Origin of the sequence: Chryseobacterium sp. 22458 (assembly GCF_052044975.1) — a bacterium.
Classification (GTDB): Bacteria; Bacteroidota; Bacteroidia; order Flavobacteriales; family Weeksellaceae; genus Chryseobacterium.
Genome location: NZ_JBQEOA010000001.1, coordinates 657,482 through 681,801, shown reverse-complemented (window position 1 = coordinate 681,801; position 24,320 = coordinate 657,482). Strand labels below are relative to the sequence as shown.

Genomic DNA, 24,320 nt, shown 5'->3' with positions numbered 1-24,320 from the left:
AATTTTTTTTGATGAGATTTAGGTTATGGTATAATGATAATTTTGTATACCTTAAACAAAGTTTCTCATTCTGAGGAGATTTTGTACATCCGAAAATCTAAGTACATTTTATCAGAGAAATCATTAAAAAAACTTAATTTTCATTTTCCTCTTGAATATTTCTCTATATAGATATTACCACAACTATTCTTGGCAAGAAACCACAGTTTTAAATCGCATTAAGTTTGCTAAAAAACGAATTTATTCTAAATTGTTGATAGAGAATGATTAACATAATAATATTATCCCATTTTATTTCACCTCTGTTAGTAAGCAATTTTAAATTTCCCTAATCAATTCTACTTTTCTCAGAGAGGATTATTGAAATTAAACTGCAAAATCATGTAAAATTTGTGTAAAAATTCGAGCAAAATGAAGTTGCTCATCACTTTCGATCTTTTTTGCTCCAAAATAATAAATCAACGTTGCCAAAACAATAGCACATAAAATACCAATCCATAAATTCGTGTACCATCGAAGCTTAGATTTAATAAAGGCTACATCAGCTTTGTGCTCCTCATCATTATTAACGATTCTCTCAATATCTTCATCCGTCAGTAAATCAGTATATCTTTTTTTAAAATCCTCATAACTTTTTTTGAATCTTTTCTCCTGCTGTATTAATTCAGCTCTTGAAACAAGCATATATAGAAAGGTAACAACGATAAAAACACCAGTAATCAGAGTACTATAAAGAATAAAATCTTCATTATTTTTTGGAGCAGCCAACACCTTAGTTACAATCAGCGAAGAAAAAAAGGTGACAAGCGCCAATGCAGATTTTTGAAAACCACTTGCAAAATTATCAGTTATTGTTACTACTCGCTTACTGTAGTCCAGCAACTGATCCGACATTTTATTTCTTACCTCAATATATTGTTTTATATTTTGTTTCTCATAAATTTTGAAACTTGATTTCAGCGATTCGAATACATTCCCTTTAAGCTCAAGCAATGCATTATCTTTAAGATGAAGAGAAATAATATTACGCGCCAAACCAATTTTATCTACAATATTTCCACCTACATAAATCCATTGGTAAATATTGTAAAAATCTTCTAAATTTTTGGTACTAATATCCTCAATCTTCTCCGTATGACTTATAGATTTATATCCATTTAGTTTATAATAGAATACATTACCTGCAAGATCAGTAATATCGAAGATAGCAGAAATAACCAAAACTTTGGCAACTTTTTCAATGTGCTCCTTAACACTCTGTTTCAATGATCCATCTCCTTCGAAAATAAAATCTTCAGGCAAGACCTTTAGCTTTCCAAAAAATGACGAGTGGTTATTAGCAATGATGTTGTTAAATCGTTTTTCTCTGCCTTCGAATTCCTCAATTTGTGGATCATATGAAGTAGCGATGGTAATTTTATCACTGCTTAGAGTTCCCACAAAATCTCTGATAACAATATTTATTTTTGAATTATGATCAAAAAAATCACTAGAAAAAAAACTTGCCAAACCATATGTATCAAATGATTGAATATAGTTAAAGAAACAGTCTCTGGAGTAAAAGTAAAAATTGTTTCTGTCGTTTTCTTTATAAATATTTATTTTCAGATTTACAATCTCACCATCCTCGTGTCCTGAAAAAAGTATTTTTACATTTTCTAAATCTGACGTAAAGTCAACATCTTTAGTAATAGCTATAGCTTCTCCATCATCAATAGAAAAGAAAATCTCACATTGATCTTCGGCTCTAATTCTGTTAAAAAAGTATCTAAAATTTTCTTCCTTTGGCAATTTGATACTTGAAAACTCATACTCCAATTCTAAAGTTTTGAAGTTCTCACTCTCAGATACAATAGCTGAAGGATTACCAAATAATTCTATGAAATTCCTATAGCTCATCATGAAGGTTTTTTAAATTCTTCATAGCCTTTAGACGTTTTTATAAAAATTCCTTTCTCTTGATTACCATTCACAAAGCCTTCAATAGTTCCGGAATGCACTTCTCCTTTAAGCACAAGATCTATGTTTTCCTCAAGCTTAATCGTTGATTTAACCTTTGCGGTTATTGCTTTTCTAACTAGACTAAATCGAGTATCAAAGTTCTGTTTTCTTGGCAGCTCCCGTATTGTATCTTTAAACTTATTTAGGTCCAGATCTTCAAACTCAGGAGTATAGCGATTGAAACATTTTTCAATATAATCGTCAATATCAAACTCATCATTTGATCGAAAATAGTGGATTGTAGTACTTCTGAGATTCCAGTAATCAGGATTAGATTCTTTTTTGATCTTTGTCAAAACTTTTGAATCGATCATTGTAAAGGCTCTTTTGGTATTTTCCTCATCATCATACTTCTTTGATAACTCCAAAAACCCATCCCACCAATACCTAGGAATGGTATCATTAATATCATTTATTAATATGTCTGTAATTTCATGAGATTCATCAAAAACAATTTGGGCTGATTTAAAGATCTTTTTCTTGATAGGAAAACCATCTTGCTGTGTAAAAGTTGTTCTTTCAATGTAAGACAGGGTTTCCGCTTTACAAATAATAATTTTTTCTGTTCCCCGGTCAGTTATATGAGAAATAATCAATAATCCTTCATGTAATTGTTTCCCCAATTTTGCGATCTGTTCTTGAGCATCAATTTCAACTCTCAACAGTCTTTCTGCAATAACTTTGACCTCCTCAAATTCTTGAGTTCCGTCCAAGATTCCATTAATAATACTTAAAACTTCAGTATGCTCACTATTAACGATAAACTGACGACCATCTTGAGTCGAAACTTCATGTACGATTCCGTGCACAAAGCGTAAATAATCTTCATCACTTTCTGCAACCTCTAACTGTGAAAGTTCTTTTTTCTCAATATCTAAAATAAACGCTGATGTATTGTGAATTTGAAGATCACGTTCTGGAATATGTTCTTCTTCCGATGAATTATTACTTTCTATCATATGACTTTAGTTTTTAGAGGGGTTATTAGCTTATACTATTACAAAGTTTTAAGATAATTCAAATATATCAAAAATACATTTGTGAAAAATATGGATTCCCGTAAATATAAAATTAACAAATAATTGTCTTTGAAATTCAGCATATAGTATTTAAAGAAATCATAAATTCAGAATTTTCCTACTGTTTTTTCATATTCTAAAACAAAATTGCATTATTAATAGAAATTACTATTTTTGGTTTATATAGAAAATAACTTAAAGTTGATCAAACAAGGAAAAAAATATGAATAAGGGAAAAAAAATAGGATACAGTGTCCCTCTAAAATATTATTGGGATGAGCTTTATCGAAAAACAAAAAAAATGTACCCTAAATTTTCGAATGACAATATTTTTGCATTACTGAGGTACAACATTTTAAACTCTGCATCTAAGGAAGATCAAGACATACAAAGTAAGGACCTGATAGTTTCAGGCTTAGAACTATGGAGAGAAGATTCCAAAGGGGAACTACTGCATATTTTCTTCTTAGAAAAGTATTTACAAGATTTTCTTGAAAGTACTCCCCTTTCAGATTTAGATGGAATTAGAAAGTATCTTTATGATAATGGTGAAAAAAGGGAAATCATCTATACCAAAGTGAAGACTAAGGCAAACTGCGTGAATTATTCATTTGGTTTACATATACCAAATGAGAAAAATGGTTTTGCTTTTGCGCTGAGCTTATTTGATGATAATACTTTAGAATTGTATTTTTCTCATGGAATAAACAACGGACGTTTGTCAGACAAATTCTATGCTGATCTAAATAAAAAGCAGGATGTACAATCTATTACATTGTCTAGGATGTTCAGACTTGCAGTCAATACGATTGCCTATATGAAGTGTTTTCCAGAATGCATTACAGATGGTGTTCCAAAAATTTCTTATCCCAGAGGTGAAGATAGATCAGATAAAAATGTAATTTTCAAAATATCAGAAAATATTTGTGATCTTAACGAAGCTCAAATTTCTAAAATTCCTCATTTCAGAAAAGGATACTTTAAGCTATTGAAATCAGATTATTACACCCACAAAAAAGGACAACTGATTTATGTTACCGAGACTATGGTTAAAGGCAAAGCCAAAACTGTTGCAAAATCAGATAATCTTGAAAAGTTTAATTAATGTAAGTATTAAAATACAGTTATATAACCAAAAGAAAATTTTTATAAATTCAAACCTCGACGTACACCAGATTTCTTGCTTTTTAAATTTTCCCTCCACACATTCTTAAAAGAAAACTCAAACTTTCCCACCCCTTTATCAAATCTCAAATACCCCTGATATTTTTTCCCTTTCCTATCCACGAGCCCATCAATATATACCACCTCTCCTTTCTTCAATTTCTCTACCTGCCACGATCTCAATTTTTTCCCTCTGAAAGTAGCCGGAACGTCTGTTTTAGAACTAAGATTTGAATCCAAATTCAAATTACTAATATGACGAGGAAATAAAAACTCAACGTACCGTTTATCTGTATTAAACTGAACCGTTGCATTAAAAAGTGTGCCTCTCTTGGAAAGCATATTTTCAATATACAATGGCTTTCCCTCTTTTAGCGTCTTCTTCTGTAATTCATCCAGTGTCACCCCTTTTATCACCAAAGGAATTCTTACCAAATCAGCTCTAAGCGGTACTAAGTCATTGGTCAGCTTATCTCTGCTAACCAAAGAAGGAATTACTTCTCCAGTTATAGGATGTATCAACTCCACCACCCTTCCCATATTCCCAATTTCCAGTAATTTTTCTTGATCCTCTTGGCTGAACTGATACCCAAAGAAAGGTTTTGTGAAATCACATTCCTTCCTAATAGGATGAATCCGAGTTTCAAGCTTTCCTACCTCATTAACCTTTAAAGACAAGCGCGCATCCAGTATACTGACAGCTGTTCCAAGGTCAATCTTCACCGGGATAAGCATTGATGTTTTATATCCCTTAAGCAAAGATTCCAATGCTCCTATACTTTCCAGCTTTTCTCTGGTCAATCCAATCTGAGACATCATTTTCCAATCGACTTGCTCGACATCATATTGATAACGATCTTTTTGAGTTCTAGCAATATATTCTTTCTGCGCCTCCACTTTATCTATAGAAACGGAGTATTCATTCAGTTTTTCTTTTTCATCATAAGAAGCAGTATCAATATAATGCTGTAAATCTTTTACAGTCTGCTCGGCTTCAAATTCAGTCACTTTAAAAAATGAAAACTCATCCGGAGTTTTTAGCTGATGATAGAATGTACTGTATATCTCGAGAAAACGGTCATCTTCCCGATCAAAACGCAACCCATTTTTATAAGACTCCCTGGAGACATCAACTATTAGCTCTCCATTCAAATCAACTCCTTGTACTATACCTATGGTATTGGTTTGGCGGTGAAGAGCAAGTAGTGTATCCTGAACTTTAATTTTTTCAGTGGATTCCTTACCATTATTTGTTTTCATAACACTGTATTATTAGAAACTCAAACTAGTAAGTTATTAAATACCAATCGATTAAGTAGTTGAGAGATGTATAGTTTGGCACTAGACTTCATACTCGGATGAAATAATGTTTGTTTTAAATTGAATAAATATCTATTTTTATGAAATTCTCAATTGACTTGTATATTATTCATATATCAAAGCCAATGAGTTGAAAAAACTAATCCCCGAATGAGTCTAAAACAATCAGTTAAAAAGGAAATTAAATCTAAATTTCCAAAAGTTTATAATCATAAAAATAATACAATTTTAGATATCCTCAGTTGGATATTCAGCAGAGGGTTTTGGGCTGTCTTTTTTATTTACTTAGCTTTAATTTCCATAATTGTTCTGTATACAATATTTATAGATTGGGACTTTTTAAAATTTTTTACAATTAATTTTGATGATACTGTTAAGACTTTTACAACTGGTATAATTACATTAGTTTCGATGAACTTATTTGTAACCAATCTTTTATTAACACATTTAAAAGATGAAAGAGACGAGATTCAGTCTATCATTGATAAGAAAGTAAATTTTAAATTCATCACCTATTTAGGTTTTACACTTATCATTTGTGTCTTAAGTTTATATTTCGTAAGCCCAAGCATAATAAACCAAAGTGTGAAAAGTAATATTTTAATATTCATATTTTCCTCATTTGCCTCCTATATTTTTTTGCTAGTTTATCTTTACAATATTGTTTTTAATTTTATACATAAAACAAAAAGGACAGAAATTGTTAAACTGGAATTACATCTAGAATTTCATAAAGCTTTTTATAATCATTACTACAAAAAAAGATTTAAGGAAGAATATCAGCAATTAATGGAGAATGAGTTAAAATTTAAATCATATCCTTTTTGGCAAGAAATTGTGGGATTCAAACATCACATAAAGAAGAACAATAAAAATGTTTATCTGGACGACATCAATATTTCTGCTATCAAATCTCTATCTAAAAAAATAGGAGACAAAGAGAAATACTATCATAAATTAGAGTTAGAAAAACTGTACGAAAAAACCACGGATATTAAACTCTTTGCTTTAACTGCTGATGCTAATGTTGATTATAAAAATATTTATTCATTCTCTTCCAAAAATAATTTACAGTCAGAATATGACAAAGAATATTTAGGGAAGTTATTAAAAAAAGTGAATGACAACACTGTAACTAATAAATATAATGAGCTAGAAGCAAACCTGCAGAACTTGGATGATGTTTACACAGAATTTATTGAATTAGAAAATGAATTATAACTTAAACAAATATTACGATACAGTCTCATTTAATTACATTAACGAGATTTTTTCAAGCATTTTTCGGGATATTGTTCTTGCATCTGAAAAAGATCATCAACAGTCCTTTGATAGACTGTTAAATTTTTTACTGTACACTTTACAAAGTAAATCATTTAATAAATCAGGAAATGCATTTTCTAAATCGGTAAGCTTATGTGTAAGTATATTCCCTTACTTATCAACAAAGTATAAAACCTTGCTTATCCAAAGGATGTTCGAGTCCTTAGTATCAAAGATTAGCTTTAGTAATGATTATGACAGTATTGATAAAAAGTATCTCGAATTATCATATCTACCCATAATCAATATTTTAAAATTAATTCTTCATGATGATGACTCTGAATTATTCAATATCGCTGTATCACAATTTAAACAAAGTCTTTTTAAAATAGAAAATAAGGAAGATCGAGAGAATTTCTTTTTTTATTTTAATACAACCTTATTGAGTTGGATATATTTTTTAAAACACCATAACTCAATCACATTCAAAAATTATAATATTAGTTATTTTGAAAAAAATTTAGAAAACAGAACGTATGATTATGGTTTTAACTTTTTAAATCATTTTTTCGATCTTTTTGATAAAATTGAAAATAACAACTTGTGGGCTGTTAAGGAGTGGGAGATTAAAGAAACCCCAGTTAATCAATTTTATAGTGCTTTAACTCCCAATACATGGTTAACATATGGTCTTACAATAATACTTTTTAAATTTGAACATATTATTAATGTAAACGATGACCTAAGTGAGATTAAAATAAGACAAAGATTTAAATTCATTGGGGATGACATTAAAGATATATTGGATAAAATAACACTTGAAAAGGATGAATATAAAAATCTTATTTTTAATTCTATAGTTAATCAAGATCCAGAAACCACATTAAATTTTAAAAAAGAAAAAATTCTCAATGTATTTTCTTTTCTGAAAAAACAAGTAGAAATAGATTATTTTAAGAAGATCAAAGAAATTCCACTTTCTAAAGAAAAAATTGATGAGTTCAGAAATAATGTTGGGAAACTGTGGGAAGAAAATATGATAATACTCGATATACTTAAGAGCCTTGGAAATTTAGAATTCTTACCTAACGATGAAGAGGTTAAAGGCTACGGTTTTTTTCAAAAACTTTTAAAAATGAAATTTGCTTTCATTGATGGAGAACACTATCAGGGTATTATCGGATTAAATGACTTTGGTGGTCATCTGGCAAGGAGTATAGACAGCTCATTTTTTGAACTTTTGCACGATGATAAATTGATAAAAACAGATAATATCAAAGAGATCGTGTTAAATTTTATCGAAAACACAGGCGACAAAAGCAATGTTGTAATATTTGCAAACTGGAGAAATGCTGATAAACTTCAGGATTTAACTTATGAACACAATATTAAACGTCCTCTTTTCAGCAAAAAATTTAATGGAATTCCTGTCATACACCAGTTTTGGAAATTTAAAGATCATATTTTAGTTGTAGATTTTTCTTTAATTAAAGGACAAATATTTACAAGTGAAAATCCGAATTGGTATAAAAATCAATTACTTATTGAAGTAACCGAATCACAAAAAGGAGATATCACTAATAATATAATCAATGAATGGAGTGAAAAAGACGGATATCACTATAATGAAGATGAAATCGATATATTGGAAAGTAACAATGTAAATGCAAAAATCATCTTGAAATACGAATTTGTAATTCCTGACGATGCACGGTACATTATTATCGATCCACAGTAATAAATACAGCTTAAAAACTCTATTATTCACTTTATAAAATGCTTAAAATTATATCAACCCTTGCAGTTATTCTATCCATCAACATTGCTGCACAAGAAATTTCCATTAAAGACAACAACCTCAAAACGGCTCTCTTACAGCAGTTCGATCAAAACCATAACGGAAAATTAGAAGTTTCAGAAATAAACACCGTAACCGAACTGAAACTAGATGAAAAGAATATTTTCGATTTAAGCGGTCTTGAACACTTTCAGAATTTGAAAGAACTTAATCTGCGCAAGAATAATATTTCAGATTTTTCCCTTGTAAACAAACTTACAAAGCTTGAAAATCTATATATAGGTGACAACAATAAAATTGGAGTTCTAAATTTAAAAGGTTTGGTTAATTTGAAAGGAATTTATGCTTTCAAATTAGGATTAACCAAAATTCAGTTAAACTCTAAAAATATAAAATACATTTATTTACAGGATAATTTATTTACTGACTTCGACACCAGAAAATTTCCAGCCCTCCACACGCTTAATCTTGACGGATGTAAAACACTGGTCAACCTTGATCTATCACAAAATAAAGCGTTGGTACAATTGTATCTACTCGATACATCAATAAAAGAGCTGGATATTACGAATAATAAAACCCTAAAAACATTCTATATCGAAGATTCCGTAAAATTAATTAAAGATGCTGATCAGGAAGCAACGAAACGTGCGCCTATAATCAGGACACAATAAAAACTAAAAACATGACACAAATAGGCTGGATAGATTTTAGTACACGAGACAGAGAACGGGTAAAACAAATTATTGAAAGAATTCGTCCCGAAGGACAATTAGATGAACTCGGAGTTGGATATTTAAGAGATAATATATCAGATCTTCTTTTTCCTGGTATTTCGACCATTCAAACAAGAGCCAAATACTTTTTTATTGTCCCTTATATTCTACTGGATTATATTCGTTATCCAAAAAATAAAAATGCAAAGAGTACATTACTAAGCTATTTACAGGATGAAGAACATAAGATTAAAAACTTGTTAAGAAATAAGTACATTGGCCAAAAGAACACACGCATTATCGGAGTTACACTATCTGAAAATAAACGAGTTAAGCGTAATCCTTCCGAGATTTATTGGACTGGGCTTAATACTTTTGGTTGCATTAATAGTCAAGATTTGAGTAATAGCCAATTGTCATTAAAAAATTATCTAAGTAATATTGAAAAACATCAAACTACAGCGAGGTCTATTGTGCAAGATGATGAGAACAGAGATGATACAATGAACTGGGAAGATAGTATATTTGGTATTCATGTACCAGCTCCAGCGATTAATTGGGATGATGCAGACAATATATCCATAAATCTTAGTACAACTGAAGCTGATTTTTTAAAAAGCCAATTTGTACATTTTAAAAATCCGCTCTTACAAAAATCTTTAATTCCATCTTTCGTAACGAATGATAATTTATTGAAATTACTATTTACTTGTGAAGATTTTCAAGCATTTGTCGTTAAAGCCTTAGAACTTGATATCGCCGAATCGCTAAAAACCAATCTAAAAACTGCATATAACTTTGCTTTAATCGTTGAGATTGCCCATTTACTATATGATGATATCTTGCAGAAAAAATTTCATCCAAATGAATATAAAAAAGCCTTTGAAGCAGAAGCTAGAGCACTGATTCTTCAGTTAGACAATAAAATCATTGATAGATCTTCTTTTGATCTTGAGAATATTTTTAAGTTATCTAATAGAAGAATTCAGTCTTCAGAATTATTTATTATAGAATTTTGGAAACTCATACAAGCTACTAGCAATCAACCAAATATAGAATTAACCCCTTTAGTTACCCTCTTAAAAAGTAGAGAGTACCAAAATAAAGGAAGAAAATCAAGATTACAGCAGACCAAACAATATAACAGTGATATACTTCCTAATAAACGCATTAGTCTAACGAAATTTCAATACAGGTTTTATAATGTAAGGACCTTGTTTCAAGATATTCAAAAAGCATTACAATAATATTATGTTAGATCCTCATAAAGACCGTATTAATTTTGGAGAAGGTATCAGACCCGAACCAGATTATAATTTTGATTTTGTCATAGCAACAACTTATTCATTAGATTTAGAAGCATTACTATTTTTGCCTGTATCTTTATTTACTGGAAAAGATCTTATTACTGATAAAAACATCACAAACGAGCTATTGGCAACGATAACACAAGTTCCGAAAAAGGCCATGATCTTTTGTCAAAGTGGTAAAATTAAAACTCCTGCATACTACAGTAATTTACTGGCCTATTGGGAAAAAAGTATTTTCGAAATTTCCACAGAGAGGTATAATGAATCATTTCATCCTAAAATATGGCTGATAAGATATCTACACAAAAAGAATAAAAATGAAAGGAAATACAAATTTATTTGCACAAGCAGAAATCTAACTTTTAGTCAGGATTGGGATACTGCTATACTATTAAATGCTGAAGTAGGAAAAAAGAAAGTTAACTCAAACAAGCCTCTATTTGATTTTATTGATTATCTAGAAAAAAAATCCGGCACCGAAATTCCCGAATATATCAAGAAAGATATTTTATATCTAAATTTCGAAAATGACTTAGAAGGTAAAACTTTAGAATTTTTCCCAATCATAAAAGGCAATAATCACCCACTAACGAACATAGACAACCCATTCGATAAATTACTTGTCATAAGTCCATTCTTAGACAAAACCACATTTAATTCCTATTTAAAAAAAGCGGAGCAAGTTGATTTTTTTTCCTCTTCCACTGCGTTCTCAGAACTTCCTCCAAGTATTTTGGCGAATAAAAATATCTATCAATTTAATCCAAATCTAGAAAAAAGTATCCGTGTTGATGAAATGTCAGAGGAGCAAAATACAAATGATGCATCATTAATGTCAGATGACGAAGCGCAGGAAAATTTTGATTTAGGACAAAATTTGCATGCAAAACTTTATGTTAGTCAGAATAAGGTTGAAGTAAATTGGTTTATTGGATCTGCAAATTGTACTTGTCCAGCACATGAGAGGAATATAGAATTTTTAACTAAAATAAGTGGGTCTAAAAAACAACTGACATCTGTCGATAACTTAAGATCAATTCTTATAAAAACAGAGAAATCAAATGAAGGTATTTTTATTCCTTATGACCACAGTACTTTAGAACTTGATGAGGTTGGAGATTATATTTCAGAACAACAGATCAGAAAAATTAATCATGAACTTTCCACATTAAAAATATCAGGTAATTTATCTATTAATAAAGATAATACATATAATATTTTTATTACCATAGGTACAGAATTACTTAGAGAATCATTAGCATCGAATATAAAATTTAGATTATTAAGCTCTAATAAAAATGATGTTTTGACTCTAGCAAAAAATCAGAAAAAATACGAATTTACAGGATTCAACTTAAGAGAATTAACTCCATTTTTAATTTTCGAAATCTATATTGATTCACGATTAATTCAATCTTTTGTCCGTTCATTTGATATTACTTTACCAGATGAGCGTTTAAAAAAAATATTAAGTTTCATTATTGGAAATAAAGACAGATTGATGAAGTACTTATCATATTTACTTTCAAAAGAAGAAATTTTAAATTTAGCGCAAATTGATCTAAACGATTCTGAAAGGAAATCCATTCCATCAGCTATTATTAACTCTAGAATTTCCAGTACGGTACCTTTATATGAAAAATTATTGTATGCATTAAGCAGAGATAGAGATTCTCTGCAACAAGTCATTTTATTGATGGACACTATGAGAGATGAACAGTTAGAAGATCAAACATTAATAGATGAAAATTTAATGGGTTTACTTGATACATTTAAAAAAGTCCTAGACGATGGAAATTAAACAAGCAATATCTAACACAATAGACAAGTTAAAAGATTTTCAATTAAAAACTGTCGAAAAAGCATTAGAGAGTTATAGACAGGGTAATCATCGTTTTCTAATTGCTGATGAAGTGGGACTTGGTAAAACTATCGTTGCAAAAGGTATTATCGCTAAGCTTTACTTAGAGGCATTTGATAAAAATAATGACTTTAAAGTCATATATATCTGCTCAAACAAAGCGCTAGCTAAACAAAACATTGCTAAGCTAGTCCCCTTTGCAGGAACTGCAGATTTCGACAGCGGTGAGGTCTTGGATTTCTCTGATGAGGATGACCGTTTAACATCGCTTGCTTTCGAGGATATAAAGAATGCAAATAAATTTCGTCTCAAAATAAAAGCCTTAACTCCCAGCACATCATTTGATACCAACAGCAAAGCAGGAAAAAAAGACGAGAGAATTTTAATTTACAGAATATTGTCTACTACAAGTTATTTCCGAAAACGTAAGACAGCACTTAAATGGTTTTTGAGAGCAACGGTGAGTAGTAAGAATTGGGAAAATGATATTTCAAATCAAAGGAGGAAAATAAGATCTGATATTAATCAAGAATTCCTAACCTGTTTACAATATGATGTTCAGCCGATTTTTTTACAAGAAATTCAAAAAGCTTATAAAAAAATCAATCATAATATTGAAAATCATACCTCACTGAATTTACTCGAAATTTTACAATGCATTATTCCGGAAAATAAAAGAAGTTCCAATACCAGTAGTTACATTCCAAATTCACAGATTGTTAACAAAATTATTGGAGAAATACGTCTTCGTTTAGCTAGTGCCTGTAAACAATACTTAAAAGCAGACCTGTTTATTTTGGATGAATTTCAACGATTTAAGCAAATTATAGATTCCAAATATGATGTAGAGAATCCAGGTATACAACTTGCAAAGGAAATTTTTGATATTCCTAATGTAAAACTTTTGTTATTATCCGCCACTCCATATAAAGCCTATGCAACAAAGTTTGAGCAATTGCATGGAGAAGATCATTATCAAGAATTTAAAAGTGTACTAACGTTCTTATTTCCTAATTACTCAAAGGAAGACTGGAAACATTTGGATCAGCTCAATCACAAATATTTTGAAGGATTGAAAAGTGTTGAAAAAATTACTAAACTTGATTCTGAATTACTTACAATTAAAAATCAAATTGAGGTTATTTACAAAAATGCAATATCACGAACAGAAAGAAATTTAGTTGAAAAGTTTGATAGAAATAAAGAAAATGACGTTAAAATACTTCCTGTTAACGAATCAGACCTGTATGATTTTATCTTAATTGATCAGATTGTCAAAGAGCTTAATGAAAAATATGGTGCTAAATTAAATGTTCCTACGGAGTATGTAAAGTCAGCCCCTTATCCTCTCTCTTTTTTATCCGAATATCAACATTTCAAGGTTTTACAGCAAAAATTCAATCAACATGGAGCTTTAAAAAAAAACGTTGTAAAAGCTAAGAATGCTTTTATTAGCAAAGATAAGATTATCGAATATAAACCATTAATCCCTGAAAAATCTCAATTGGAGCCTAATCCAAAACTAAGGCTTTTGTATCAGGACTTAAGAAATGAGGGATATAAATACCTCTGGCTACCTCCTACCTTACCCTATTATAATGTAAATACTTTACCTTACAGACCCTTATCTAAAACCAATAATAATGTATTTTCCAAAACCTTAATCTTTTCGGCATGGAAACTAGTACCGAGAATGATTTCTACATTAGTTTCTTATGAGGCTGAAAGACTTTCTGTTGGAGATTTTCTGATCAAAGAAGCACGCCATAAAGAAGAAAGTCAATTGAGATCAAAAACTGATTCAAAACGATACCCTTATCCTCTATTAGTATATAGAAATAATGAAAGCCACAGTAGCCTGATGAATTATTCATTGACGTACCCTTGCATTAGTTTGGCCAAATTGATCGATCCGATGAAATTTTTGCAAAAGGGTTTATCCGATCAAATGCTGATTAAAGAATTAAAAAAACAAATTATAAAAGAATTAAAAAAACTGGACATTCAAACAGTTGGAATTGAAAATGGAGATAAGAACGACTGGAAGTGGTATTCCCTATTATTTTTAGATAAAAGACTACACCATGATGAATCCTCTAATTGGTTTAGTAATCCGGAAAAAATAGGAGTAGAATTAGATCATCTGAATGACGATCAAAGCAATGAGAAAAATTATATTTTTTTGCAGTTTAAAGAAAACTTTGAAAAAGACACAATTGAAAACAAACTTGCTAAGTTGAGCAATGATGATTTAGATCAGTTGGCAGAGTACCTTGCAAATATGAGTTTAGGATCACCTGCGATCTGTTCATACCGAGCATTTTATCGACTTTTCCCTGAAGAAAAAAGATTAATAAATGCTTCTCATTTCGTAGCTAACAGCTTCCGTACGTTGTTTAATAAACCTGAAAGCATTTCGATAATAAAGCAGTTTTTCAGAACAACTGGTTATTATAATAATGTTCTTGATTACTGTATCAATGGGAATATTCAGGCAATGCTCGACGAATTTTTCTATCAACTACATGATTCAGGTGGGCTCTACAACAGTAGGGATATTGCTGTTTTCATTGCTGATATTTTATCTGTATCATCTTCATCATTAGACGTGAAAACTTTTGAATCCCTTTCCGATAGTAATAAAGACTTAAAAATGCGTGTTCATTATGCAATGCCTTTTGGTATGGAGGGAAAGACAGATAATAAAAGTGCAAATAGAACTATTAAAATTAGAGAAGCATTTAATTCTCCTTTCAGGCCTTTTGTACTGACATCAACCTCGATAGGTCAGGAAGGCCTAGATTTTCATTATTACTGTAATAAAATAATTCATTGGAATCTTCCGCATAACCCTATTGATTTAGAACAAAGAGAAGGTAGAATAAAGAGATATAAAGGATTTAACATCCGGAATAAAATGATTGCATCTCTGGACATACAAAAGCTACAGATTTTGAATAATGATAATATTTGGAAAATAATCTATACTACCGTTGAAGCTAAAAAACTTGGAAAATGTGATTTAATTCCGTATTGGTATTATCCTGACAAAGATAACGTTAATTCTATTGAAACCATCATTCCTTTATATCCTTACAGTAGAGATCTTGACAAACTAAATTATATTAAAAATGTATTGGTTAATTACAGGCTTACCTTTGGTCAGCCTCGCCAGGAAGAATTAGTGTACATGTTAGGCGAAAATAGCAGTAATGAACAGTATCGAGAAAACCTGATTAAATTTCTAATTAACCTCTGTCCAACAATTATTAATGATTACTAAATAAAAAATCCTAAATAGAGGATTTTTTATTTATTTCATCAAGTTTCTTATGAATTGAACTTAAACTATTAGTGCCCCTAGTAGTTTTATCATAATAATAAAAAATTTCTATATCAAGTTCACTGCATTTTTCTAAAATTCTATCCGTGGGTTTGAACTTACATACCAGTAAGCTTTTAGCAATCCGCCCGCCATAGATTTCGCGAACAGCCTTCATTTTGTTCAAATCAGCTTGATTGATAATTCCGGATTTACATTCAACAAAAATTAATTTGCGCCCAGTATTGATTAAAATATCAATTTCATTTTTACTTTCAGATGTATCGCCTTTGAAGGGGAAAACAACATTCATAACTATCTCTTTCTGAAGACTCCAATCTTTTACAGCAGCAGCGGTTACAAGTTCCCACCAGCCTGCCTTAAAAAACAAATCTTTAATATTATTACCTGTAACCTCCAAAAGTAACGATGAGCAGTCATTCACTTCCAATAAATTTCGATCCCATGTGACAAAAAGATTATCATTAACTTCTTCATCTCCTTTTATTGGTATTTCGTCAGAGTCATTAAATAGATTCTTAAAGTATTTTTGAATTTGATTAAATTGCTTAGAATTTGTATTACTAAAGTTAAATATGCTTTTTGCCATCATAAAGTCGGCAGTGCTATAATCCAAGATAGATGTAGAAGATGATATTGAATTATTACTCAATCTTATAAAATCAACTATTTTAATAGAATTATTTACATTTTTAAGTTTGAAAGATGGCACTTCATAATATGATAAGTCCTGGTTAAAATAATAAGCCGTGCTTTTTCGTTCCCGGATCATATCGTAGGCTGCTAGAGCCATAATCTTAGTTCCACCTGTGATATTAAAATCCACATTCTCATTATTAGATATTTTACTAAGCAAATCATTAAGTTCCCGTAAAAAAAGTGTGTAATTTGATTCACTACATTTGTATGATTCAGTTTTCTTTTCTTTAAAAAAACTTTTTAAAATTTTAACATTATTTTCTGTTTCACTAGTGTAAAAAAAATGTATTGTATCTGGATTACTTTCCACAATTCCCATATAAAGTGGCAATATTTGTCCACCTACTAAACATATATGATGTTTCATTACAAAAAGATTTCGGGTTGATTAATATTCGGGCTATAAACTAATTTCATTATTTCCGACCCAGGTAAGGGTTTTCGCAGTTCTTTGATGTAATGTTCAAAATCAACATAGATCACATTACAACCAAAGTCTTTTCCGAAAATTGCGGCTGCAGCAACCATTGATTTCTTACCTCCAGTAATATCGATAACAATCTGGGATTTAGGATTTTGAATGACAGTTTCTTTTAATGCACTATAAACAATATTAAAATCTTCATTTTCCAGATAGGTAATAGCATAACTATGCTCTAAAAATTTTTCAATAATATCCCCACTGTTATTTGACTCTTTATTATTTGTAGTAAATATAACATGACTATCAGGTTGAATCAAACGAGCAGATAAGATAATAGGTTCAGGAGAGAAACCTAACATTGAAAAAAGCACCCCTCCTCTTTGTAATGAACCTTCATGTTTTGTAACAAATTTTTCTATAATTGTCTCAAATAGTTCGTCATAGTAAAGCTTTTGTGCTTTGTCAAACTCGCCCGCCATGGCAAGACTATTCCATAGTGTTAAATCGTTTTCAAAATTATTCATTGATGTAGCTTACTTTAAGATTAGAATATTTAATAAAATATTTTTCAATTTCATATGGGTAATTAATTGTTCTGAGTGGTGTAATTTTATTATTTGAAAAGTGACACTCGTAACAAGTGTGATCTACAATGAGAAGATATTTAGTTAATCCATTATCAATTTTTTTTCCTAAAAAAAGTAAAGATTCAGATAGTTCTTTAAAGCTATCTTTATGAACTGGTTTAATCAAAAATTCGAGATCATTAGAATCAAAGGGGGTTCTATGACTTCTAAGTTGCTCATAAAACTTAAATGTTTCAAAGATTATTTTACGTTTCACATCAGTTTTAAAGAGATAAATATTATTATCCATTAAATACTTATGAAAATCCAAAAATTCTTCTTGCTGCTGTTCACTTAATACATATCCAACCTCAAAACCATCAATAAGGCCATATTTACCATCGATATTAGCTGTAAACAACATACCATTTTTCTCTGATAAGACCCCTTTAGAATGATTATACAAATCAGCCATAATATGGCAACCCAAACTTTTTAATAATCTACAAGATTCTAAATGATCGAGACGATTATTCATTCCGCGACAAAATACTCCTATCCAAACACCTCTTTCAATGGCATGTGTAACTGCGGATAAAAATTCAGGTAATCTATCCAAAGCAATTATAGAATATGACGAAATAAATACATATTCATCAGCATTTGTAATAATGTTTACAATTTCTTCATAAAGCGAATTATTTAATTTATTATATGTATATCTCAAATTCGATTCACTTTTAGGTAAATGTTTAGAGTTTATATCAAGTTCATTTTCCGATGTAAATATCTTGTTCTTCTTATTTATTGTAGAAAATGTATTGTAAGAAGTACCAACTTGATAAATGGCGTCAAACAATTGGTCAAGTTCTGCAGATGCCACACGATCAATGTAAACTCCAGACTCCACATTTAAGGTAAGTGAATATGTAGTAAAATTTGAACTCATAATCATTCCGTTAGTTCTGTCTGCAATGATAAATTTTGCATGAACATTACTAGCAGCTCTCACGTGTACACCAGCATCAACTAACTTTTTCACATTAGAGAGGTGATTATTTACATCTACAGTATTAAACAAATCATCATCATCTTGAGTACTTCTACGTAATTGTCTGTTTTTTATTTTACCCATATCCAATTGTGTAATAATAAATATGGCAATGTTTGACTGATTCACTTTATGAAGTATCTCATTAACAATTTCTTCATCGGTTATGATAAATGTACAAATTTTTAAAGTAGTTTGGGCGTTTTGGATAATTGTAAAAATCTCATCTCTCAAACCTCTCTCTTCTTCGTCAACTAAAAAGAGATGATTATATTTCTTGTTAATTCGCTTAAAATTGTATCTGGAATTGGCTATAAAAAAACCACTTCTCAACTCATCTTCAAGTGTTAAATTATAATCCATTATTTTTAAATTAAAATCATATTTTTCTCCATATCAAATTTTTCTAAAATGTCATTATGTCCGCCAAGAATTAATATTTGTCTAAGAGAAAGTGGACATTCAGAACATCTCTCAAGAAGCCTTTTTTCCGAAATATCATCAAAACTTGTAGCTTTTATAATAGAACTTATTTCTAATATTTTCTCAACGATTTCGTCAGCGGGTGAGTAATAGATATAAAGTAATTGAACATTAAAATTTTTAAACATTAAATCAAATAAATAATCACGGCCGCGAAGCAAATTGCTAATAATAGATTTTCTGTCTGTTGATTTTTGTAAAGTCTTCTTGCTAATCTGAAATTCAATAATACCTTTTGAAAATTCTATATCTTCTTCAGTATCTAAGACCGTTTTTAGTTTTTTGCTTAAAATATGTTTGATCCCTTCAAAATCAAATTGAAAAATATCACCTTCATGATTGGGGTATCTATCAATTTCTCTCCAGTTCGAACTCAATATATAATCAACTTTTTGTTCTGCATTATAACCTAAATTTCGTTCATGAACTTTGAATACAAGATTTTGAACTTTACTCTTAATATTGTCTTCAAAGTTGGTAATATATTGCCTAACATCATCATAATAAGACCTACCTACAATATAACTTTGGTTTGCAAATCCGTCTATCACTTCTTTTACTACACCATTTTCAGCAATACTCGCTGCAACCAATATTTGAAATGATAATTTTGTGTAAGATATATCTGTTATGTCCTTAAAACCTATCGGAATAGCGAATTCATCACGAGCATCCATGGATATATTCTTTAATTTTTCTATAATCCTTTCTTTATTAAATGGTGTATGTACTAAATCGGGCTTCATGTCGCATTCAATAAATGATTCACCAAATTTATTTGTTCTCAGTACTTTATCATTTTCAGAAATGAATTTAGATCTATATGCTCTATAGAATTGTTTGTTCAGTGGCTCATGTGTTATCCCATCAATATAAAAGTCATATGAAATTATATGTATACGTTCAGCTACTTTTTTGACAAAAACATTATATCCTAAATCAGACACTTGCAATCCTGACTCGTTTTCCTCTACTAAACTTTCTCCTTTTAAAATGTTTATTCTCATTTCAATAATAATTTTTGAAACTCCTAAAAAAGAACCAATTGTTCCAGTTGAAAGTTTGTTGTTTGTTCTAATAATGTCTATTATAAAAACATCTAAGTAATCAAGTGGATCAGGAGTTATATCAGCAATCGTTGCATGCACACAATAAATTGGGTACTGGAGTTCAAACAACCCTGTTAACTTTTTTCCTTGGTTTTCTAATTCCTGGTAAAGTTTTTCGTAATCGATCTTCAGTGGTATCATCTAAAATGCAAAATTTATTTTTTTTCTTTGAAAATCAATATTATGTACTTTTACATACGCAATATCATCATGGTTCAATTTGATATTCAACTTGTTTTGTTTATTATGTAATAAACCTTGCAATCCATTTTCCAATTGAATGATATAGCCAAAATCTAGGCTCCCTACCACCCTTCCTTTTTGATTTTTGCTTTTATTAATTTGTTCGACTTTACTTCTAAATACTATATCTTCAGTATTTGTTGAAAAGTAATTCAATGTTGATAAAGATATCTGTCTGTTTCTATTATTAAATCGGTGAATTTTCAAATCATATGTCTGCCCTACTTCAAGATTTACATTATTTTGTAAAAATCCAGATTCCATTTGATCTTCAAACAGTGCAGTATCAAAACCATCAATAGTGAAAAACATAAGTACTTTTTCATTTTTATAAATTTTATTTTTGAATTTAGCATTTGCAACATCACCTACTTTATACTTTAATTGCATTTTCTCAAAATCATCGGCAGTAGCAGGATTCAAGCCACTAGCACCATTATCCCTTTGTTGGAAGGATACATCACCATTTCTAATGAAGTTCCCTTTTGTTTTATCTTTAGCAACTCTTAGAAGATTTTTAAATAAATCAGTATAATTAAATAGAAAATCATAATGAGACCTAGAATCAGTCAAAGTTTTTGAGTTACCTACAAAAATTAATTTCTTTTTAGCTCTACTAAAAGCAACATTTAATCTACGAGCATCATCCAAAAACCCTACTTTAGTATATATTTTCTTTCCATTAATTATTTCAGGATTATTATGATCTGCTGCTCTTGTAAAACTAAAGATGATAATATCATATTCCTTACCTTGAAAAGAATCTAAAGTTGCAACATCTACGTTACTAAATAGTGGATTATCACTTTCTTTAATACTATTTTTAATTAGTGAAACCTGCGATTTATATGGTGCAACAACAGCAACCTTTGACATATCAGCTGAATTATTTACTAAACCTGGCAATATAAAATTTACAATATATAGTGCTTCTGTTAAATTTATAACAGATTGCTTATCTTTTTTCTCAAAAGGATCTTGAAAATTCGAAGTATCGAAGAAAACAATTTCTTTATTAAATGGAAAATCCATCTGCATTTTCTGTAAAGTCGTTTTCTCACCCATTAAAACTTCATTATTATAGAATGAACTTGAAACAAACTCTCCAATATGTGGGTGCATACGATGCTGATAATTCAATAAAACAACATTTTCAGAAGGAAATTCATTAGTTTTAACCCTATCAATCAAGAACTCAAAAAAAGAAGTTGTAGTTGCACGCTTAATTTCCTCAATATCATAAATTTTTTCAGAAGAATTTTTCTTCTGATTAAGAGTATGATTTGGAAAACTTTCTTTATCATTAACATCAAGATAACTTCCATCCAAATAAGGAGGTAACTGTTTCTGATCTCCAACAAGAATTGCTTTTCTACCTAGTTCAAGTGGAACTAAAGTTTCAGTAATATTTGCTTTTCCTGCTTCATCAATAATAACAGTCTCAAATTTAAAATCATTTTCTTGGAAGACAGGATCTCCTTTGACACCGATACAAGTGGCAAAAACTACATTAACATCTTTGTATACAATAGGCTTAACCAAAATATCTACCAATTGAGAATCTCTTTCACGCCAACTATTAAACACTTGTGTTGATTTAAATAGTTCATCATCTGTCAGTGATTTTATACCTTGAGTTAATTTAAAATGTCTATCATTAAAAGTATTTCGAAGTTTGGTGTAAACTACTGAAAAATCATTTATAAAAACATTTAAACGGGCTCTGATTTGATCTTCTGACAGAAATTCACTCCTTAGATTTAAAGCTTCTTTTAAGACCTTACTTTGATTAGTTAAAAACAACTTATATTCATCCATGTAGGCTTGAATAATATTATCAACGCTGTATTGGGAAAACTTAGGATCAATTTTTTCTATGCTACCAATTCTTAGCAAGTTTAAATTTTTATTTTCAGAAACTTTTTCCAAAACATTATCTACTGCTACATGATTCTGACCTGATACTAATACTTTTTCACCTTTTCTCACAAGCTGCTCAATTATTTCTGTGATAACTGTAGTTTTGCCAGTTCCAGGTGGGCCTTGAATCAAAAAAATATTTTTATTTCCAACAGCTTTTCTTACAGCAGTTATCTGCCCATTTTTAGGGTTTTGAATTTCAGTATTTTTTAGTTGAGGGTTACTAAAAACTACATTACTAAGAGTGGGAACTTGAATATTGCCTTTATTTAAGAGTACTTTTTCAAAGTGTTGAATTTTTATTTTATTAGTACGAAAGTCATTAATTATTTCACGCTGAAGATTAATTTGATTTTTAGATATAATTTGATCAATGCTGAATCCATTTTCTAGAATTCTCGTATCAATTTGATCATTGAATTTTAATATACAATAATCGTTGTGAAAGGATAATCTAGCTTTGAAGGATATACGTTCCCCTACCTTGATAACAACAGAAACACTATTCTCTGTATTGAAATAATCCGCAAATTCCTGAGAAATTTTTATAGCAAGTCCATTTTCATCATTATGAACTCGTTCAAAACGAGAAATTGAAATACTTTGTGGTTTTAAACTCTCTGCTTTTTTAATCTGATATTCAAGAAATTTATCATTAATATCTAAAGTTTTTGCCTCTTGCAGTAATAATATGCTATTGTTTAATTTTAGCTTATTAATAATGTCAAAACATCTATTTTTTTGAACAAGGCGTTCTGCAATATCGTATTGTTTATAATCAAGAGGTACAGATGCTAAAGGTGGCAAAATTGTAATTTTGCTTCCAAGTAAAAAAGAGTTTTTTGAAGCACCTTCTTTCTTACTTTGCAAAGACTTTGCGTAGCGTGAGCCAATAGAAAATTTATTGATTTTAAAAGCTGCATCATTCACTTTATTATCTACAAGTATTTCTCCATACATACTCACCTCTTCATTAAAGACCGTAAATTCAAACCTAGGATGCCGTTCATTGATTCTTATCCAATAATTTTGCTCTGACAATTTATTTAAGGCCGCTTGATACCTAAGATGCTCATCAATAACATCATTTGCGTAATAAGGAACAGCATGATTGATAAAGTCAGAATCATAGCTTTCCGTATTAGCCTCAAATTGTAAGTATAAGATTTTTTCAAAAATTATTTCTTTTGAGAATAAGTCCTTCAAAATCTTAAATCCTTTTTTTAACTCTCCTATTTCTTCATCGGTTGTAAAGTCAGCATACATCGAACTTTTAAACGAATTATATGACTTTAGTTCTTCTTCCACAAAATATAATTTTTGGTAATCAGATGTATCCGCTTTATTTAATATTTCTATATCTTCCGATGCAGGAACAACGTATAAAAGATTGTTGAAGTCTTCCTTGTTTGTTACGATAACCTTTAGGCTTTGTGTTCCGCTTTCAAGATATTCGATTTTCATTAATCCATAAAACTTATTGTGAATTTTTAATAAACAAAAATCATAAAGTTTTTCTATCACTTTAGCTCTGTATTCATTCCCGACAACAATTCTATCCCAACCTATTTGACTAGAAATATTTTCAGTAATAAACTTTAAACTTAACTCAACAATTTTATTCTTGTGATCTATAAAAATAACTACAGCCTGAATATCCTCATCCTCTTTAAGATTCTTAAAGCGGTTTATTGCTAACGGTATACTCCAATCCAAGTCGAATAAGGACAATCGACCGCTATAGTTATCAATAAAATAGGTGAAAATTTGTGAAGGTTCAATCTTTTTCTTAATCCGAACTTGAACTACATGCCCTTTCTCAATAGAATCTATTGTTAAATCTGTTTTCAATTCTTTATTAGTTTTACTGGTTTCTAATCAAATATATTTTTGATCAGATATTTTAAAGATAATAATTTTTCCCAATTATATGAGAAAAATACAAATAAAATCTTTATGATTTAAATTGTAAGATACTTTTTTCTATTTTTATAATGTTTCAAAAAAATGATATGGTACTATTAGCTAAA

The 24,320-nt window shown here is 29.8% G+C and carries 15 protein-coding genes; 7 read left to right on the top strand and 8 right to left on the bottom strand.

Features of this window, described 5'->3' with window-relative positions; all coding sequences use genetic code 11:
- Positions 1–366: 366 nt before the first annotated feature.
- Both ACTJJF_RS02910 and ACTJJF_RS02905 read right to left on the bottom strand, forming a co-directional pair.
- The gene (locus ACTJJF_RS02910; RefSeq protein WP_440698632.1) at positions 367–1,899 is read right to left on the bottom strand and encodes a hypothetical protein; all 1,533 of its coding nucleotides are present in this window, start codon (positions 1,897–1,899) and stop codon (positions 367–369) included.
- The gene (locus ACTJJF_RS02905) at positions 1,899–2,960 is read right to left on the bottom strand and encodes a hypothetical protein (protein ID WP_440698631.1); all 1,062 of its coding nucleotides are present in this window, start codon (positions 2,958–2,960) and stop codon (positions 1,899–1,901) included. Before ACTJJF_RS02905 ends, ACTJJF_RS02910 begins: the two co-directional genes overlap by 1 nt.
- A 283-nt stretch (positions 2,961–3,243) precedes the next feature.
- Here ACTJJF_RS02905 and ACTJJF_RS02900 point away from each other — a divergent pair, with 283 nt between their 5' ends.
- Positions 3,244–4,125 carry a hypothetical protein gene (locus ACTJJF_RS02900; protein ID WP_440698630.1) on the top strand — a complete coding sequence of 294 codons (882 nt, stop codon included), beginning with the start codon at positions 3,244–3,246 and terminating at the stop codon, positions 4,123–4,125.
- Positions 4,126–4,166: 41 nt separating this feature from the next.
- Here ACTJJF_RS02900 and ACTJJF_RS02895 read toward each other — a convergent pair whose 3' ends face one another.
- Positions 4,167–5,444 carry a DUF3945 domain-containing protein gene (locus ACTJJF_RS02895; RefSeq protein ID WP_440698629.1) on the bottom strand — a complete coding sequence of 426 codons (1,278 nt, stop codon included), beginning with the start codon at positions 5,442–5,444 and terminating at the stop codon, positions 4,167–4,169.
- Between the two features lie 210 nt (positions 5,445–5,654).
- Between ACTJJF_RS02895 and ACTJJF_RS02890 the strand changes: the two genes are divergently transcribed.
- From ACTJJF_RS02890 to ACTJJF_RS02865, 6 genes are read left to right on the top strand one after another with little or no spacing between them, the layout of a single operon-like run.
- Positions 5,655–6,725, top strand: a complete 1,071-nt coding sequence (locus ACTJJF_RS02890; protein WP_440698628.1) for a hypothetical protein — start codon at positions 5,655–5,657, stop codon at positions 6,723–6,725.
- Positions 6,715–8,505, top strand: coding sequence for a hypothetical protein (locus tag ACTJJF_RS02885; RefSeq protein WP_440698627.1), 1,791 nt, complete (start codon positions 6,715–6,717; stop codon positions 8,503–8,505). The genes ACTJJF_RS02890 and ACTJJF_RS02885 overlap by 11 nt, the downstream gene beginning before the upstream one ends.
- 38 nt (positions 8,506–8,543) lie before the next feature.
- Positions 8,544–9,239 (top strand): leucine-rich repeat domain-containing protein, encoded by a 696-nt coding sequence (locus ACTJJF_RS02880; protein WP_440698626.1) that lies wholly within the window; start codon positions 8,544–8,546, stop codon positions 9,237–9,239.
- A gap of 11 nt (positions 9,240–9,250) precedes the next feature.
- A complete protein-coding gene (locus ACTJJF_RS02875; protein WP_440698625.1) occupies positions 9,251–10,528 on the top strand; it encodes a DUF6361 family protein in 1,278 nt (425 codons plus the stop codon).
- 4 nt (positions 10,529–10,532) lie between these two features.
- Positions 10,533–12,392, top strand: a complete 1,860-nt coding sequence (locus ACTJJF_RS02870; protein ID WP_440698624.1) for a hypothetical protein — start codon at positions 10,533–10,535, stop codon at positions 12,390–12,392.
- On the top strand, positions 12,382–15,735 hold the full coding sequence (locus ACTJJF_RS02865) for a DEAD/DEAH box helicase family protein (protein WP_440698623.1): 3,354 nt from the start codon (positions 12,382–12,384) through the stop codon (positions 15,733–15,735). The genes ACTJJF_RS02870 and ACTJJF_RS02865 overlap by 11 nt, the downstream gene beginning before the upstream one ends.
- Positions 15,736–15,745: 10 nt before the next feature.
- Here ACTJJF_RS02865 and ACTJJF_RS02860 read toward each other — a convergent pair whose 3' ends face one another.
- Genes ACTJJF_RS02860 through ACTJJF_RS02840 form a run of 5 tightly spaced genes read right to left on the bottom strand, consistent with a single transcriptional unit; the run spans position 15,746 to position 24,141 of the window.
- Positions 15,746–16,861 carry a Card1-like endonuclease domain-containing protein gene (locus ACTJJF_RS02860; RefSeq protein ID WP_440698622.1) on the bottom strand — a complete coding sequence of 372 codons (1,116 nt, stop codon included), beginning with the start codon at positions 16,859–16,861 and terminating at the stop codon, positions 15,746–15,748.
- A complete protein-coding gene (locus ACTJJF_RS02855) occupies positions 16,861–17,442 on the bottom strand; it encodes a hypothetical protein (RefSeq protein WP_440698621.1) in 582 nt (193 codons plus the stop codon). Before ACTJJF_RS02855 ends, ACTJJF_RS02860 begins: the two co-directional genes overlap by 1 nt.
- Positions 17,435–18,898, bottom strand: a complete 1,464-nt coding sequence (locus tag ACTJJF_RS02850; RefSeq protein WP_440698620.1) for a phospholipase D-like domain-containing protein — start codon at positions 18,896–18,898, stop codon at positions 17,435–17,437. The genes ACTJJF_RS02855 and ACTJJF_RS02850 overlap by 8 nt, the downstream gene beginning before the upstream one ends.
- Positions 18,899–18,903: 5 nt before the next feature.
- Positions 18,904–20,268, bottom strand: a complete 1,365-nt coding sequence (locus ACTJJF_RS02845) for a hypothetical protein (RefSeq protein ID WP_440698619.1) — start codon at positions 20,266–20,268, stop codon at positions 18,904–18,906.
- A complete protein-coding gene (locus tag ACTJJF_RS02840; protein ID WP_440698618.1) occupies positions 20,269–24,141 on the bottom strand; it encodes an AAA domain-containing protein in 3,873 nt (1,290 codons plus the stop codon).
- Positions 24,142–24,320: the final 179 nt, after the last annotated feature.